Here is a 14977-nt window from a genome sequence, read left to right on the forward strand (position 1 = left end):
CATGCAGGAACATGACATGTCCTGGGTGCGCACCGAGATGACGCTTGCGCAGACCGCGCCCCGCTCGCAAGTCGGGCCGGGAGCCTGGATTCGTAGAAGCCTGTTTTCTACGCCGACGGATTCAGTGATGACCATCCTCGCCGCGCTCGTGGTTGCATGGGCGCTGCCGCAAATCCTCAACTGGCTTTTCTTCAGTGCGATATGGAGCGGCGCCGACCGCACCGCCTGCCTGACCACGGAACAGGGTGGACAACTGCCCGCGGGATGGTCCGGCGCCTGCTGGCCGTTCGTCACCAGCCGTTTCGGTCAATTCATGTTCGGGCGCTACCCGCTGGAAGAGCGCTGGCGTCCGATCCTGACAGGCATCATCTTCGTGGCGCTGATTGTGCCGCTGATGATTCCAAGAGCGCCATTCAAGCGATTGAACGCGATACTGTTTTTCGTGGTCTTCCCCTTTATCGCCTTTTTCCTTCTCGTTGGTGGCGCATTCGGGCTGCGCTTTGTCGAGACCCCTCTGTGGGGTGGCTTGCTGGTGACGCTGGTGATCTCCTATGTCGGCATCGTCACCTCGCTGCCGATCGGCATATTGCTGGCGCTGGGACGACGCTCGAAGATGCCGGCGGTGAAGCTCCTCTCGGTGGTCTTCATCGAGACGGTGCGCGGCGTACCGCTGGTCGTGGTGCTGTTCATGGCATCCTTCATGCTGCCTCTCTTCGTGCCACCGGGCGTGACGTTCGACAAGCTGCTGCGGGCGCTGATCGGCGTGGCGCTGTTCTCGTCCGCCTACATGGCGGAGGTCATTCGCGGCGGCTTGCAGGCGATCCCGAAGGGCCAGTACGAAGGCGCGGATTCGCTCGGCCTCGGCTATTGGCAGAAGATGGGGCTGATCGTCATGCCGCAGGCGCTGACCCTGGTCATCCCCGGCATCGTCAACTCCTTCATCAGCCTCTTCAAGGACACGACGCTGGTGTTGATCATCTCGATGTTCGATCTGCTCGGCGTCGTGAAGCAGAACATATCCGGCGACCCGACATGGGCGACGCCGCAGACCGCCAAGACCGGTTATGTCTTCGCCGCGGCGGTCTTTTGGATCTTCTGCTTCGGCATGTCGCGCTATTCGCAATACATGGAACGCCGGCTCGACACCGGCCACAAACGATAGGCAAGGAACCCGGTTCATGGCCACCGAGAACGCAGTCAGCGCCGAAGAGCTGAAAGTCAACGCCAACAAGATGCAGGTGTCCGACACCGACGTCGCCATCGACATCGTCGGGATGCACAAATGGTATGGCGAGTTCCACGTCCTCAAGGACATCAATTTGAGGGTCATGCGCGGCGAGCGCATCGTCATCTGCGGCCCGTCGGGTTCCGGCAAATCGACGATGATCCGCTGCATCAACCGCCTCGAGGAGCACCAGAAAGGCAAGATCATCGTCGACGGCAAGGAACTCACCAACGATCTGAAGAAGATCGACGAGGTGCGCCGCGAGGTCGGCATGGTGTTCCAGCACTTCAACCTGTTCCCGCATCTGACCATTCTGGAGAACTGCACGCTGGCGCCGATCTGGGTGCGCAAGGTTCCTAAGAAGCAGGCGGAAGAGGCCGCCATGCACTTCCTGACAAGGGTCAAAATCCCGGAACAGGCGCATAAATATCCCGGCCAGCTGTCCGGCGGCCAGCAGCAGCGCGTGGCGATCGCCCGCTCGCTGTGCATGAACCCGCGCATCATGCTGTTCGACGAACCGACATCCGCGCTCGACCCGGAGATGATCAAGGAAGTGCTGGAAACCATGGTCGGGCTGGCAGAAGAGGGCATGACCATGCTGTGCGTGACGCACGAGATGGGTTTTGCCCGCAAGGTCGCCAACCGCGTGATCTTCATGGATCAGGGTCAGATCGTCGAACAGAACACGCCGGCCGAGTTCTTCGACCATCCCCGTCACGAACGCACCAAGCTGTTCCTGTCGCAAATTCTCCACTGACGCAGATGCAAGCTTGCGGTGAACCGATCCGGCCGCATCACGGCCGGATGTTGTTTTGCCGATACGCCGCGAAGCCGCCTCTATCCGATCCTGTTTTCGACTCTTCGCCAAACACTAAGGCTCAAGGTTCGTGAGAGCATCCGGAATCGTGCGGTGGGCTGCGGTGACATCCTTTGCCATTGCCCTCGCAGTGGCGCTTGGAACTCTGGTGCCGCGGCCGTTCTGGCCGGCCAGGCCGCAGCAGCTTGCCAGCCATCGTATCCTTGTTCTCGCCAATCCGATCCACACCGACATAGCGATTCCAGTAGACGAGGCGCTGCTTCGGCGGTTTGCCTTCCTCAGAACCGCCGGCCTGCCGATCGATGCCGCCGGGGCCCGCCATATCGCCTTTGGCTGGGGCAGTCGTGCCTTTTACATTGCGACTCCGACATGGTCGCAGTTGAAGCTCACCCCGCTGCTCAAGGGGTTGACCCTCGATGTTTCGGTGATGCACGTTCAACTGACCGGCGAAATCTCGCAACAGCAACCGAACGTCATCGCCATCGACCTCGATGAGGCGAGCTTTCAGGCGCTACTTGGTTTTGTCGAAGCCAGTTTCCGACAAGGAGCCAATGGACCGATTTCGATCGATGGCGCCGCATACAATGACTATGACGGCTTCTTCGAGGCCAATGGCCGGTTCACGGCGGTGATGGGTTGCAACACCTGGACGGCGGCGGCGTTGCGCGCCGCAGGCCTGCGCACCGGCTGGTGGACGCCGGCGCCGCCCTTGCTGGCGCTTTCCCTCAGGCTCTACAATTGATCGGTCGGCATCCTCCAGCCGTACAGCCAGTCCAGGTCGGCGGCGAGGCGCTGCGGAGACCGAAGGCCGAGCACGACGTTCCGCGCAAGCGCGACCGGCCCACCGGCATTCCAGGCCAGCTTATTGAGCGCGCCGCGGCTCGTCACCCGCGCGATGCGGGGCCGGCGGAAGTGCTCCCATCCGTTCAGCGCGTCCGCCAATCCGCCATCCGGTACTTTCGAGACGAAGGCGGCAAGCGTCGCAGCGTCTTCGATGGCCATGGCCGCGCCCTGGGCTGCGAAAGGCGTCATGGCGTGCGCCGCATCGCCGATCAGCGCCATGCTTTGCGATACCCAGGCTGGTTTCTGATCCACGGTATGGACCGGCCAAACCGTCCATGGTCCTGCCAGTTCGATCATCGCCTTGAGACGAGCCGCCGCGCGCCGGACGGACGTTTGCAGCAGGGCGATATCGGCGTGACCCGACCAGGTTTCGCTTATCCGCACGCCTTTGGTGAAGGCGACGAGGTTGATCGCGCGCCCGGCGCGAACCGGATAGGCAACGAGGTGAAAGGTCGGGCTGAGGAATGTCGTCACGCATTCGGTCGGCGCAATGGCGGCGAAGGCTTTGCCGCCCGGGCTGTCGGTTTCGACCGTCGCCCGCCAGGCGAGTTCGCCCGTAAAAGCAGCCGTTGCGTTGCCGCTGCCAAGGCTGCGGATCGCTGACCAGACGCCGTCGGCGCCGATCAGCAGCGAGGCATATTCTGTGGTAGTGTCGCCGTTCTTCGAGACGGCAACAGCAATGCCCGCGGCATGAGCGGTGCATCCGGTAACCCGTGCGCCGGTGATCAACTCCACGCCCGGCATTTGCCCGGCCCGTTGCACCAAAGCCGCCTGCAGATCGGCGCGATGCACGGCCAGATAAGGGGCGCCCCAGCGGCTCTGCGCCAGCTCACCGAGCGGTATCCGCGCCAGAAGCTTCAACGATGCGGCGTCCCTCAGCAGAACGGCCGGCGGCTGCACTGCATTCGGCAGCAGAAAATCGAGAACGCCCAGGGTCTTCAGGATATGCGTTGCGTTGGGGGAAAGCTGTATGCCGGCGCCAACCGCCTGCAATTGCTCTGCCTGCTCGAACAATCGCACCGGATAGCCGCGCAAGCCGAACGCTATGGCGGCTGTCAGGCCGGCAATGCCGGCTCCGGCAATGAGGATCGGCCGGGACCGCTGGTCCGGCATCGGGCCAGCTCAGGCGGCGCGGTCGACGTAGAGGCAACCCGCCGGCTTGGTTTCCGTCGCCTTCAACTGCGGCGAATAGCGGTAGAGCGTCGAGCAATAGGAGCACACCGCCTCGGCCTCGTCGCCCATGTCGATGAAGATATGAGGGTGGTCGAAGGGCGGATTGGCGCCGACGCACATGAATTCCTTGACGCCGATTTCGATGGCCGCATGTCCGGCATCGTTCTGGAAATGGGGAATGGAACCGCCGGCCATGGTCGTCTCCGTCTGAATTCGCTCCGATATGCAGCGTTTGGAGCATATCCTCTTTCTTTGCAAGGTCGATGAAATGAAACTGTCGCAAATCCCTGCCAGAGGATAAATTGAGCCGGATAACCGGCACGCGCTGCTGGAGAAAACAGGGACATGAACGAACTCAAGCCCATTCAGTCCGAATTTATCGACATCGAGGGGTCGGCTGCCGACAGCGGCAACCCCGACCGTTTCGTCAACCGCGAATTCTCATGGCTGCAGTTCAACCGGCGCGTCCTTGAGGAATCGCTCAACGACAATCATCCGCTGCTCGAGCGGGTCCGGTTTCTGTCTATTTCCGCCGCCAATCTCGACGAGTTCTTTATGGTGCGCGTCGCCGGTCTGGCCGGTCAGGTGCGCGAAGGCATCGTGCTGAAGAGCCCGGATGGCCGGACGCCGGAACAGCAATTGGAACAATTGCTTAAGGAGGTGGAGCGCCTGCAGGAAGACCAGCAGAAAAGCCTTTCCGCGCTCATGGGCCTGCTCGACAAGCAGGGTATAGCGACCATCGAGAGAAGCGCTCTCACCAAGGACGAGAACATCTGGCTGGAAGACCATTTCCAGGAGCAGGTCTTTCCAGTGCTGACGCCGCTTTCCATCGATCCGGCGCATCCGTTTCCCTTCATCCCGAACCTCGGTTTTTCCATCGCGCTGCAGTTGCGGCATCGTAAGAACGGTGAGGAAATGAGCGCGCTGCTTCGTCTGCCGACGGCGCTGCGCCGCTTCATCCGCCTGCCGGACCGAAAGAATCACGTCCGCTTCATCCCGCTCGAAGAAGCCGTCAGCCTCTACATCGGCAAGCTTTTTCCCGGCTATGAGGTGAAGGGTTCCGGCACGTTCCGCATCATTCGCGACAGCGACATCGAGGTCGAGGAAGAATCCGAGGATCTGGTCCGCCTGTTCGAAACGGCGCTGAAGCGCCGCCGCCGGGGTTCTGTGATCCGCATCGAGTTCGACATGGCTATGCCGGAGGAACTGCGCGATTTCGTCGCCGGGGAACTCGGTGTCTCATCCAGCCGCATCAGCGTCCTCAAGGGGCCGCTGGCGCTCAGCCAGATTTCCGAAATCGTCTCGGTGCCGCGCGACGACCTCAAATTCGCGCCCTACAACCCGCGGTTCCCCGAGCGCATCCGCGAGCATGGCGGCGATTGCTTCGCAGCCATCCGCGAGAAGGACATCGTCGTCCACCACCCGTATGAATCCTTCGACGTCGTGGTGCAGTTCCTGCGTCAGGCCACAGCCGATCCGGAAGTCGTGGCGATCAAGCAGACGCTTTACCGCACCTCCAACGACAGCCCGATCGTGCGCGCGCTGGTCGATGCCGCCGAGGCCGGAAAGTCGGTGACAGCGCTGGTCGAGCTCAAGGCGCGTTTCGACGAGGAGGCCAACATCCGCTGGGCGCGCGACCTCGAGCGCGCCGGCGTTCAGGTGGTGTTCGGATTCCTGGAGCTGAAGACACACGCCAAGATGTCGCTGGTGGTGCGGCGCGAGGACGGCAAGCTGCGCAACTACGTGCATCTTGGCACCGGCAACTATCACCCGATCACCGCGCGCATCTACACCGACCTGTCTTTCTTCACCACCGATCCGCGCATCGCGCGCGATGTGGCGCAGATCTTCAACTTCATCACCGGCTATGCCGAGCCGACGGGCGAGATGTGCGTGGCGCTGTCGCCCTATACGCTGCGTTCGCGCATCCTCGATCACATCAACGACGAGATCGCCCATGCCCACAATGGCAAGCCGGCGCGCATCTGGATGAAGATGAATTCGCTGGTCGATCCGATCGTCATCGACGCGCTTTACGAGGCGAGCCGCGCCGGCGTCGAGATCGAACTGGTGGTGCGTGGCATTTGTTGCCTGAGGCCGCAGGTGCCTGGGCTTTCGGAGAACATCCGCGTCAAGTCGATCGTCGGGCGCTTCCTCGAGCACAGCCGCATCTATTGTTTCGGCAATGGCCACGGACTGCCGTCGGACGAGGCCATCGTCTACATCAGTTCGGCAGACATCATGCCGCGCAATCTCGACCGGCGCGTTGAATGCATGGTGCCCATCACCAACCTCACCGTTCACGAACAGATCCTCGGTCAGATCATGCTCGGCAACATCATGGACAACCAGCAAAGTTTCGAAGTATTGGCTGACGGAACCTCGCGTCGGGTGACGCTGGACGAGGGCGAAGAACCGTTCAACGCGCAGGAATATTTCATGACCAATCCAAGCCTGTCCGGGCGAGGGGACGCGCTGAAGTCCCATGCGCCGAAGCGAATCGCCCAGTTCAAGCGGCGCAAGAAATCCAGCGCAGCGGCGGGCTAGAGTGCTTCATGGCCAGATTGAACCGTTCTAATGATATTTGAATCCCAAGGCCGGTTGCAGGATCGGCGGCCGGTCTCGATCGTCGATATCGGGTCCAACTCGATCCGTCTTGTCGTCTATGAGGGCTTGGCCCGCTCGCCGACTATCCTTTTCAATGAAAAAATGCTGGCCGGCCTCGGCCGCGGCATCGTTTCGACCGGGCGTCTCGATCCAGAGGCGGTGACCCGCTCGATGGATGAATTCCAGCGCTTTCGGGCGCTGTCGGATCAGGCGGGCGCGGAACGGATTTACGTGCTGGCCACGGCGGCCGCGCGTGAGGCGGTCAACGGACCGGACTTCATCCACCGCGCCGAAGATGTCCTCAAAACCGAGATCCGCGTCTTGACCGGCCGCGAGGAGGCCTACTACTCCGCACTGGGGGTCATGTCGGGCTTTTATCCCGCCGATGGCATCGCCGGCGACCTGGGCGGCGGCAGCCTCGAACTTGTCGATGTCGAGGGCGACCGCATCGGCGACGGCATAACCTTGCCGCTCGGCGGCCTGCGCCTGCAGGACATGGCGAAGAATTCACTCGCCCAGGCGCAGAAGATCGCCCGGGACGAACTCGCCCGCGCGAAGCTGCTGAAAGGCGGCGAGGGTAGGGTGTTCTACGCCGTAGGCGGCACCTGGAGAAACCTTGCGCGTCTCCACATGGAGATGACCAACTATCCGCTTGGCGTCATGCACCACTATGAAATCGGCACCGCCGAGACCGCGAACTTCCTGCGCCAGGTCGCCAGAGGCGAGGTGGAGAAGGTCAAGGGCATCGAAGGCGTCTCCAAGAACCGCCGGTCGCTGCTGCCCTACGGCGCCGTGGTTCTCCAGGAAATCCTGGCCGCCATGGCGCCTTCCAAGGTGGTGGTTTCCGCGCTCGGAGTGCGCGAAGGCTTTCTCTATTCGCTGCTCGATGAGGCGGAGCAGAAAACCGATCCGCTGCTGACCGCTGCCGAGGAGCTCGCCCGGCTGCGCTCGCGATCGCTGAAACATGCACAGGAGCTTGCCGAATGGACAGGCATCGCCCTCAAGGCATTCGGCATCGAGGAGACTGTCGAGGAATCCCGCTATCGTCAGGCGGCCTGCCTGCTGGCGGACATCGGCTGGCGTGCGCATCCGGAATATCGTGGCACGCAGTCGCTCAACATCATCGCCCATGCTTCGTTCATTGGCGTCGATCATCCGGGCCGCGCATTTCTGGCGCTGACCAATTTGTTCCGTCATGAAGGCGTTTTCACTGAATCTTCAGCCGAACTGAAGACATTGGCGACGCCGCGCTATCTCGAGCAGGCGCGCGTTCTGGCGGCGATGATGCGCGTGGTCTACCTGTTGACGGCGTCCATGCCGGGCGTGATGCCGCGGCTGAAATGGGAAGTCCGCGCCGGCGATACGCTGGCTCTGGTGATACCAGCCGATCTTGCCGGTCTTTATGGCGAAAGGCCTGCCGGAAGGCTGGCTCAACTGGCGAAGATCACCGGCCGTCGGTTGGTGCTGGCTGTGGAAGGCGGACCGAGCGTTTCGGTCAAATAGCAGCAGAGCGTCGGAAATCGATGGAAAATTTGCCGGCGCCGGCGCAGGCAAGCGCCAGGAATCCGCCAGCCAGTGCAATATCCTTCATCAGCATCTGCTGATGCATGAATGCGAGCGCCGGGTCGCCGCCGCCCTGGCCGAAATGGCCGATAAAGCCGGCGGCAATGCAGAACACCGCCAGCAGCAACGAGGCCGGCCGCGTTAGCAAGCCGATGACGATCAACAGGCCGGCGCCCGTTTCGAACAAGCCGACGGCCCAGCCTGTTGCCATCGCAAAGGGCACGCCAAGGCCGGCGAAGTAAGCCGCTGCCCCGTCGATGTCGCCCAGCGTGTGCAGCCCTGAGGGGATGACGAGGCCTGCCATCAGCAGGCGCGCTATCAGCAGAAAGAGATCGTTTGGCATGGCGGCAACCTCCAAGGGGTCCCCTGGAGGCGCATATTAGCATCTCGTCAGGCTGGAGGCGACGCAGCAAAAAGGGCGTGAGAAAACCTCACGCCCCAGATACTTCCGACCGGAATTTCAGCCGCGGCGGCCGTCGATGGAATAAGCGCCGGCGCCGAGCACGGCGAGCAGCAGGAAACCACCCGTGAGGCCGAGATTCTTCTGCAGCATCAAGGCGTTTCCAGCCTGCGAGAAATCGAGATGGGCGACAGCGGTTGCAGCGAACGTGAACAGGGCAAGGACGATTGCCGCAATGCGGGTCTTGAAGCCAACCAGAATGGCGAGACCGCCAAGCAGCTCGACCAGCCCGGAACCGACGGCCGCGACCGTCGGCATCGGCAGGCCGATGCTGGCGAACCATTGCGCCGTGCCGGCAATCGCTGTCAATTTTGAAAAGCCGGCGAGGATGAAGAGGATCGATAGAAGGACGCGCCCGGCCAAAATGGCAACCGATGCGTTGGCTGCCGTAGCGGTACCGGCAGAAGAGTTGAGGGACATGACAAATCTCCGATGTTGAATAACCGCCAGATAGCGCAGGCTGATTGTTCACTAAAGCCTGCTGCGGGAAGACACATCGTTCACCGCTCGTAACATTTCCGCGAACGCGTCGTGAGCCTTCGGTGGCGGTCTAGCCAGGACGCGTCATGTCCTCCGGCTTCACGATACGGTCATAGTCCGCTTCGCTGACCAGACCGGTCGCCAGCGCCTCTTCCTTCAAAGTCGTGCCGTTCTTGTGCGCTGTCTTGGCGATCTTGGCGGCGTTGTCGTAGCCGATGGTCGGCGCCAGCGCCGTGACCAGCATCAGCGAGCGGTCGAGGGCAGCTTTGATATTGTCTTCGCGCGCCTCAATGCCGACGACACAGTTGTCGGTGAAGGACGTGACCGCGTCGGACAGCAACTGCACCGATTGCAGGAAATTGTAGGCCATCAGCGGATTGTAGACGTTGAGTTCGAAATGACCCTGACTGCCGGCGAAGGTCAGCGACGCGTTGTTGCCGAACACCTGCACGCAAACCTGCGTCAGCGCCTCGCACTGGGTCGGATTGACCTTGCCAGGCATGATCGACGAGCCCGGCTCGTTCTCAGGCAGGGAAAGCTCGCCAAGGCCGGAGCGAGGCCCCGAGCCCAGAAAACGTATGTCGTTGGCGATCTTGAACAATGCGGCGGCGGTCGCGTTGATAGCGCCATGCGAGAACACCATGGAATCGTGCGCTGCCAGAGCCTCGAACTTGTTTGGCGCGGAGGTGAAGGCGATGCCGGTGATGGCGGCGATGCGTTCCGCCACCTTCTCGGCGAAACCGACCGGTGCGTTCAGCCCGGTGCCGACCGCTGTGCCGCCCTGCGCCAGTTCCTGCAGGCCGGGAAGCGTCTGCTCGATCCGCTTGATCGAGGAAGCCACCTGCGCGGAATAGCCGGAAAATTCCTGGCCGAGCGTCAGCGGCGTCGCGTCCTGCGTATGCGTGCGGCCGATCTTGATGATGTGCGCGAACTCCTTGACCTTCGCTTCCAGCGCCGCATGCAAGTGCTTCAGCGCCGGCAAAAGGTCATGGACGATCCGCTCGGCGCAGGCGATGTGCATGGCCGTCGGGTAGGTGTCGTTGGACGACTGGCTCATATTGACGTGGTCGTTGGGATGCACCGGCGTCTTCGAGCCCATGACGCCGCCGAGCAGTTCGATCGCCCGGTTCGAGATCACTTCGTTGGCGTTCATGTTGGACTGCGTGCCAGACCCGGTCTGCCAGACAACCAGCGGAAAATGGTCGTTGAGCTTGCCGTCGATGACCTCTTGCGCCGCTTTTACGATGGTCTCGCCAAGCTTCGGGTCGAGCCGTCCGAGCGCCATGTTGGCTTCCGCGGCGGCGCGCTTGACGACGCCGAGGGCGCGCACGATCGACGCCGGCTGCTTTTCCCAGCCGATCTTGAAGTTGCCGAGCGAACGCTGCGCCTGGGCGCCCCAGTAGCGATCCGTCGCGACCTCGATCGGGCCGAACGTGTCGGTTTCGGTTCTGGTCTTCTGCGCGCTCACGGCCGGTCTCCACTCTGCAAGGTCGGCAACGGCGTATCGCGTTGCACAATGCCCTTCAAGTGGAGAATGGAAGCCGTGGAAATACAAATCGGTTCAGCTGTCGTCATGATGGGGATGGTTGCCTATAATCCAAGGTTGCCATGAATCGGCAAACTGTCACCGAGTTGCTGTCGTCAGGAGATTCTATGCCTTCCGAAGCCCGTTCTCCACGCCTCGCCGTTCTGATCGATGCCGACAATGCTTCTGCCAGGATCGCCGACGGGCTGTTCGAGGAAATAGCCAAGATCGGAGAGGCCAGCGTCCGCCGCATCTATGGCGACTTCTCAAGCCCCCGATCCAAGGGTTGGGCCGATATCCTTTCCAAACACGCCATCATCCCGCAACAGCAATTCGCCTACACCACAGGCAAGAATGCATCAGACATCACCCTGGTGATCGATGCGATGGACTTGCTTCACAGTGGACGCTTCGACGGGTTCTGCCTCGTCTCCTCGGATAGCGATTTCACCCGGCTCGCCGCACGTATCCGCGAGGAGGGCGTGGATGTCTTCGGCTTTGGCGAGCAGAAGACGCCGGAGAGCTTCAGGCAGGCTTGCCGGCGGTTCATCTATACGGAAAACCTGCTGACGCTCGGGTCCACGCCAGCGGGCAGGCAAGACGCGGTTCCGGCTAGCAAGCCCCTTCAACCGCCTGGTGCAGCCACGCCGATGATCAAGAAAGTCATCGCACAAATGGAAAGCGAGGACGGTTGGGTCTTGCTCGGCACGGTTGGAAAGCAACTTTCCAATCTTTATGCTGATTTCGATTCCAGAACGTTCGGCTTCGGAAAACTGAGCGATCTCGTCGAAAGGACAAATGCCTTCGAGATCGACCGCCCGAAAGGCGGCGGCGTGCGTATCCGCGTCAAGCCGACCGCCAAACCGGGGAAATCGAAGGCCGGCAAATAGCGGCTACAACGGAATGTTGTCGTGCTTCTTCCAGGGATTCTGCAAATCCTTGTTGCGCAGCATTCTCAGCGCTTTGGCGATGCGTCTGCGGGTAGAATGCGGCGCAATGACTTCGTCGATATAGCCGCGCTCGGCGGCGACGAAAGGCGACAGGAAGCGATCCTCGTAAGCCTTTGTATGCGCTGCGATCTTATGTTTATCGCCGATGTCCTTGCGATAGATGATCTCAACAGCGCCCCTGGCGCCCATCACGGCGATCTGAGCCGTTGGCCAGGCATAGTTCATGTCGCCGCGCAGATGTTTCGAGGCCATCACGTCATAGGCGCCGCCATAGGCTTTGCGGGTGATGACGGTGATCTTGGGGACGGTCGCTTCGGCATAGGCGAACAGAAGCTTGGCGCCGTGCTTGATCAGCCCGCCATATTCCTGCGCCGTGCCGGGCAGGAAGCCGGGCACATCGACGAAGGTGACGAGCGGAATGTTGAAGCAATCGCAGAACCTCACGAAGCGCGCAGCCTTGCGGCTGGCGTCGCTGTCCAGCACCCCGGCCAGCACCATCGGCTGGTTCGCGACGAAGCCGACCGTGCGTCCCTCGACCCGGCCGAACCCGGTGACGATGTTCTTGGCAAAACTCTGCTGGATTTCGAAGAAATCGCCTTCGTCGCAAGTTTTGAGGATTAACTCCTTGATATCGTAGGGCTTGTTGGCGTTGTCGGGGATGAGCCGATCGAGCGACATATCGTGCTCGGTCACCGACTGGTAGCTCTCGATTTCCGGAATCTCGGCGGTATTGGAAGCCGGTAGAAGATCGACCAGCCGGCGCATCTGCAGCAGCGCCTCGACGTCATTGTCGTAGGCGCCGTCAGCAATGGACGATTTCGTCGTGTGCACCGAAGCACCGCCGAGCTGTTCGGCGGTCACCGTCTCGTTGGTGACGGTCTTCACCACGTCCGGTCCCGTGACGAACATGTAGGACGTATCGCGGACCATAAAGATGAAATCGGTCATCGCCGGTGAATAGACGTCGCCGCCGGCGCAAGGGCCCATGATGACGGATATCTGAGGGATGACGCCGGAGGCCAACACGTTGCGCTGGAAGATTTCGGCATAGCCGCCGAGCGCCGCCACGCCCTCCTGGATACGCGCCCCGCCGGCGTCGTAGATGCCGATGATCGGCGCGCGGTTGCGCAGCGCCATATCCTGGACCTTCATCACCTTCTCGGCATGCGCCTCGGACAACGAGCCGCCGAACACGGTAAAATCCTTGGCGAACACATAGACCGGACGGCCGTTGACGGTTCCCCATCCGGTGACGACGCCGTCGCCGGCTATCTTGGTCTTTTCCATGCCGAAATCGGTCGAGCGATGCTCGACATACATGTCGAATTCCTCGAACGACCCCTCGTCGAGAAAGATTTCAATCCGCTCGCGGGCCGTCAGCTTGCCCTTGGCGTGCTGGGCGTCGATGCGCGCCTTGCCGCCGCCCATGCGGGCGATGTCACGACGGCGCTCGAGTTCTTTCAGCACGTCCTTCATCGGCATTCCTCCACGGCAATTCCATTTTGGTATCGGCGCACAATGGCGAGCGCAAGCCACGGTTTCAGAATGGTTTTGTTGCACCGCAGCATGAAGGGTCTTGCTTTTAGCGGCGAACTCCTCCATATGCGGCGTCATAGGCGCTTGGGCTGGGCAATCCGGCCTTCTCTACGAATTGAGACTGGTTGCGTCTGTTTCTCCCTTTCCGGCAACGGTGAAGCGGTGGAAAAGCCCCACAGGCATGAAGCTTGCGGGCACGACAGCGCAGCCGCGCGGACCGGATCGGTCCGCCGCCTTGTCGTTTCATGACAAATTTTTCGACGGCAGGTTGCGCCCTGCCGCCAAGCTGTTTGCGGCCAGAGGCCGCCTGAAAGAAGACTATTTTGACCAATGAAAATCCCGTAGAATCTTTGAATTCTGCAACACAGAACAATGCGGAGCTTTCCGGCTTCGCCAAACTCGGAATTACCGGCCAGCTCCTCAAGGCTACCCATGCCGCCGGCTTCACCGAACCAAAGCCGATCCAGGAGCAGGCTATCCCCGCCCAGCTCGAAGGCCGCGATATTTTCGGTATCGCCCAGACCGGCTCAGGCAAAACGGCGGCGTTTGCACTGCCGATTCTGACCAAGATCATCGCGCTCGGCACCAAGCGCCGCCCAAAGACGGCGCGCGCCCTCATCCTTGCACCGACGCGTGAACTCGCCGTGCAGATCGAGGAAACCATCAAGGTGCTCGCCAAGGGCGCGCATGTCTCGACGGCGCTCGTGCTGGGCGGCGTCTCGCGCTACAGCCAGGTCAAGAAGGTCGCCCCGGGCGTCGACGTGTTGATTGCCACGCCAGGCCGGCTGACCGACCTGGTTCGTGAACATGAGCTCATCCTCTCGGACACCAAATGGCTGGTGCTCGACGAGGGCGACCGTATGCTCGACATGGGCTTCATCAACGATGTCCGCCGTATCGCCAAGGCGACGGCGCCGGACCGCCAGACGGCGCTGTTTTCCGCCACCATGCCGGACGAAATCGCCGAACTGGCCAAGGGGCTGCTGAAGAACCCGGTGCGTATCGAGGTTTCGCCGCACAGCACCGCGGCGGCCGAGATCACCCAGTCCATCGTGCTCGCCCGCACCAAGCAGAAGCGGCAGGTGCTGTCGAACATGCTGGCGGACGAGGCGATGAAGTCGGTCATCGTGTTCTCGCGGACCAAGCATGGCGCCGACCGCGTCACCAAGGATCTGGAGCGCGACGGCTTCAAGGCTGCCGTGATCCATGGCAACAAGAGCCAGAATGCCCGCCAGAAGGCGCTGAATGATTTCCGCGCCGGCTCGGTCCGCATCCTCGTGGCGACCGACATCGCCGCGCGCGGCATCGACGTGCCCGGCATCAGCCACGTGGTCAATTTCGACCTGCCGGACGAGGCGGAAAGCTACGTCCACCGCATCGGCCGCACCGGCCGCAATGGGCGCGACGGCACAGCCATCACGCTGGTCGATCCCTCCGAGAACGGCAAGCTGCGCCAGGTCGAACGCATCGTCCGCATGAAGCTGAATGTGATCGCCGATCATCTCGGCTCGCCTGACCCGCAGCGCGAGCCGCGGCAGCCCGGTGAACGGAACCATGAACCGGCCAACGACCGCGGCGACCGCCAGCGCAACGGCGACAAGCCGAACAGGAACGGTTTTGGCAAGAATCGCTTTGGCGGCAAGCCGCAAGGCGAGCGTCATGCGGCCGGCAGGCCGGAAGGCGAGCGCAAACCCGGCGGCGGCAAGCCGTTCGGTGGCAACAAGCGGCGCTTCGGCGGACGCAGCAAGCCGGCGCGCGCGGCCTGACGACAAGCCGCACAGGCCGATGAAAAAAGGGC

At 61.9% G+C, this 14977-nt stretch carries 14 protein-coding genes; 8 read left to right on the top strand and 6 right to left on the bottom strand.

What is annotated here, in order from left to right; all coding sequences use genetic code 11:
• Nucleotide 1 precedes the first annotated feature (1 nt).
• From ASD44_RS05175 to ASD44_RS05185, 3 genes are all read left to right on the top strand, one after another.
• Nucleotides 2-1162 (top strand): amino acid ABC transporter permease, encoded by a 1161-nt coding sequence (locus tag ASD44_RS05175; RefSeq protein ID WP_056109523.1) that lies wholly within the window; start codon nucleotides 2-4, stop codon nucleotides 1160-1162.
• A gap of 16 nt (nucleotides 1163-1178) precedes the next feature.
• Nucleotides 1179-1982 (top strand): amino acid ABC transporter ATP-binding protein, encoded by an 804-nt coding sequence (locus ASD44_RS05180; protein WP_056109524.1) that lies wholly within the window; start codon nucleotides 1179-1181, stop codon nucleotides 1980-1982.
• A 130-nt stretch (nucleotides 1983-2112) separates the two neighbouring features.
• Nucleotides 2113-2784 (top strand): TIGR02117 family protein, encoded by a 672-nt coding sequence (locus ASD44_RS05185; RefSeq protein ID WP_056109526.1) that lies wholly within the window; start codon nucleotides 2113-2115, stop codon nucleotides 2782-2784.
• Here the strand turns inward: ASD44_RS05185 and ASD44_RS05190 are convergent.
• Together ASD44_RS05190 and ASD44_RS05195 are read right to left on the bottom strand one after the other, a co-directional pair.
• Nucleotides 2775-3998 (bottom strand): FAD-dependent monooxygenase, encoded by a 1224-nt coding sequence (locus tag ASD44_RS05190; protein ID WP_056109528.1) that lies wholly within the window; start codon nucleotides 3996-3998, stop codon nucleotides 2775-2777. The genes ASD44_RS05185 and ASD44_RS05190 overlap by 10 nt on opposite strands.
• Nucleotides 3999-4007: 9 nt before the next feature.
• On the bottom strand, nucleotides 4008-4253 hold the full coding sequence (locus ASD44_RS05195; RefSeq protein ID WP_056109530.1) for a zinc-finger domain-containing protein: 246 nt from the start codon (nucleotides 4251-4253) through the stop codon (nucleotides 4008-4010).
• 150 nt (nucleotides 4254-4403) lie between these two features.
• Here ASD44_RS05195 and ASD44_RS05200 point away from each other — a divergent pair, with 150 nt between their 5' ends.
• On the top strand, nucleotides 4404-6605 hold the full coding sequence (locus ASD44_RS05200; RefSeq protein ID WP_056109532.1) for an RNA degradosome polyphosphate kinase: 2202 nt from the start codon (nucleotides 4404-4406) through the stop codon (nucleotides 6603-6605).
• 30 nt (nucleotides 6606-6635) lie between these two features.
• Entirely contained in the window at nucleotides 6636-8168 is a 1533-nt protein-coding gene (ppx, locus tag ASD44_RS05205; protein WP_056109534.1) for an exopolyphosphatase, read from the top strand.
• On the opposite strand, the gene ASD44_RS05210 is transcribed toward ppx, so the two are convergent.
• The 3 genes from ASD44_RS05210 to fumC form a co-directional block, all read right to left on the bottom strand.
• Nucleotides 8161-8571, bottom strand: a complete 411-nt coding sequence (locus tag ASD44_RS05210; RefSeq protein ID WP_056115487.1) for a DoxX family protein — start codon at nucleotides 8569-8571, stop codon at nucleotides 8161-8163. The two genes, ppx and ASD44_RS05210, sit on opposite strands and share 8 nt — an antisense overlap.
• Nucleotides 8572-8688: 117 nt before the next feature.
• On the bottom strand, nucleotides 8689-9108 hold the full coding sequence (locus ASD44_RS05215) for a DoxX family protein (RefSeq protein WP_056109536.1): 420 nt from the start codon (nucleotides 9106-9108) through the stop codon (nucleotides 8689-8691).
• Nucleotides 9109-9238: 130 nt separating this feature from the next.
• Nucleotides 9239-10636: a class II fumarate hydratase gene (fumC, locus tag ASD44_RS05220; protein WP_056109538.1), complete on the bottom strand. Its 1398-nt coding sequence runs from the start codon at nucleotides 10634-10636 to the stop codon at nucleotides 9239-9241.
• 185 nt (nucleotides 10637-10821) lie between these two features.
• Between fumC and ASD44_RS05225 the strand changes: the two genes are divergently transcribed.
• Entirely contained in the window at nucleotides 10822-11583 is a 762-nt protein-coding gene (locus ASD44_RS05225; protein WP_056109541.1) for an NYN domain-containing protein, read from the top strand.
• Nucleotides 11584-11586: 3 nt separating this feature from the next.
• Here the strand turns inward: ASD44_RS05225 and ASD44_RS05230 are convergent, their stop codons facing one another.
• Nucleotides 11587-13119, bottom strand: coding sequence for an acyl-CoA carboxylase subunit beta (locus tag ASD44_RS05230; protein ID WP_056115489.1), 1533 nt, complete (start codon nucleotides 13117-13119; stop codon nucleotides 11587-11589).
• Nucleotides 13120-13360: 241 nt separating this feature from the next.
• Between ASD44_RS05230 and ASD44_RS18480 the strand changes: the two genes are divergently transcribed.
• Both ASD44_RS18480 and ASD44_RS05235 read left to right on the top strand, forming a co-directional pair.
• On the top strand, nucleotides 13361-13513 hold the full coding sequence (locus ASD44_RS18480) for a hypothetical protein (protein ID WP_156459781.1): 153 nt from the start codon (nucleotides 13361-13363) through the stop codon (nucleotides 13511-13513).
• A 16-nt stretch (nucleotides 13514-13529) separates the two neighbouring features.
• Nucleotides 13530-14945 (top strand): DEAD/DEAH box helicase, encoded by a 1416-nt coding sequence (locus tag ASD44_RS05235; protein WP_156459782.1) that lies wholly within the window; start codon nucleotides 13530-13532, stop codon nucleotides 14943-14945.
• Nucleotides 14946-14977 lie beyond the last annotated feature (32 nt).

The sequence above is a fragment of the Mesorhizobium sp. Root554 genome, from assembly GCF_001427025.1.
Lineage (GTDB): Bacteria > Pseudomonadota > Alphaproteobacteria > Rhizobiales > Rhizobiaceae > Mesorhizobium.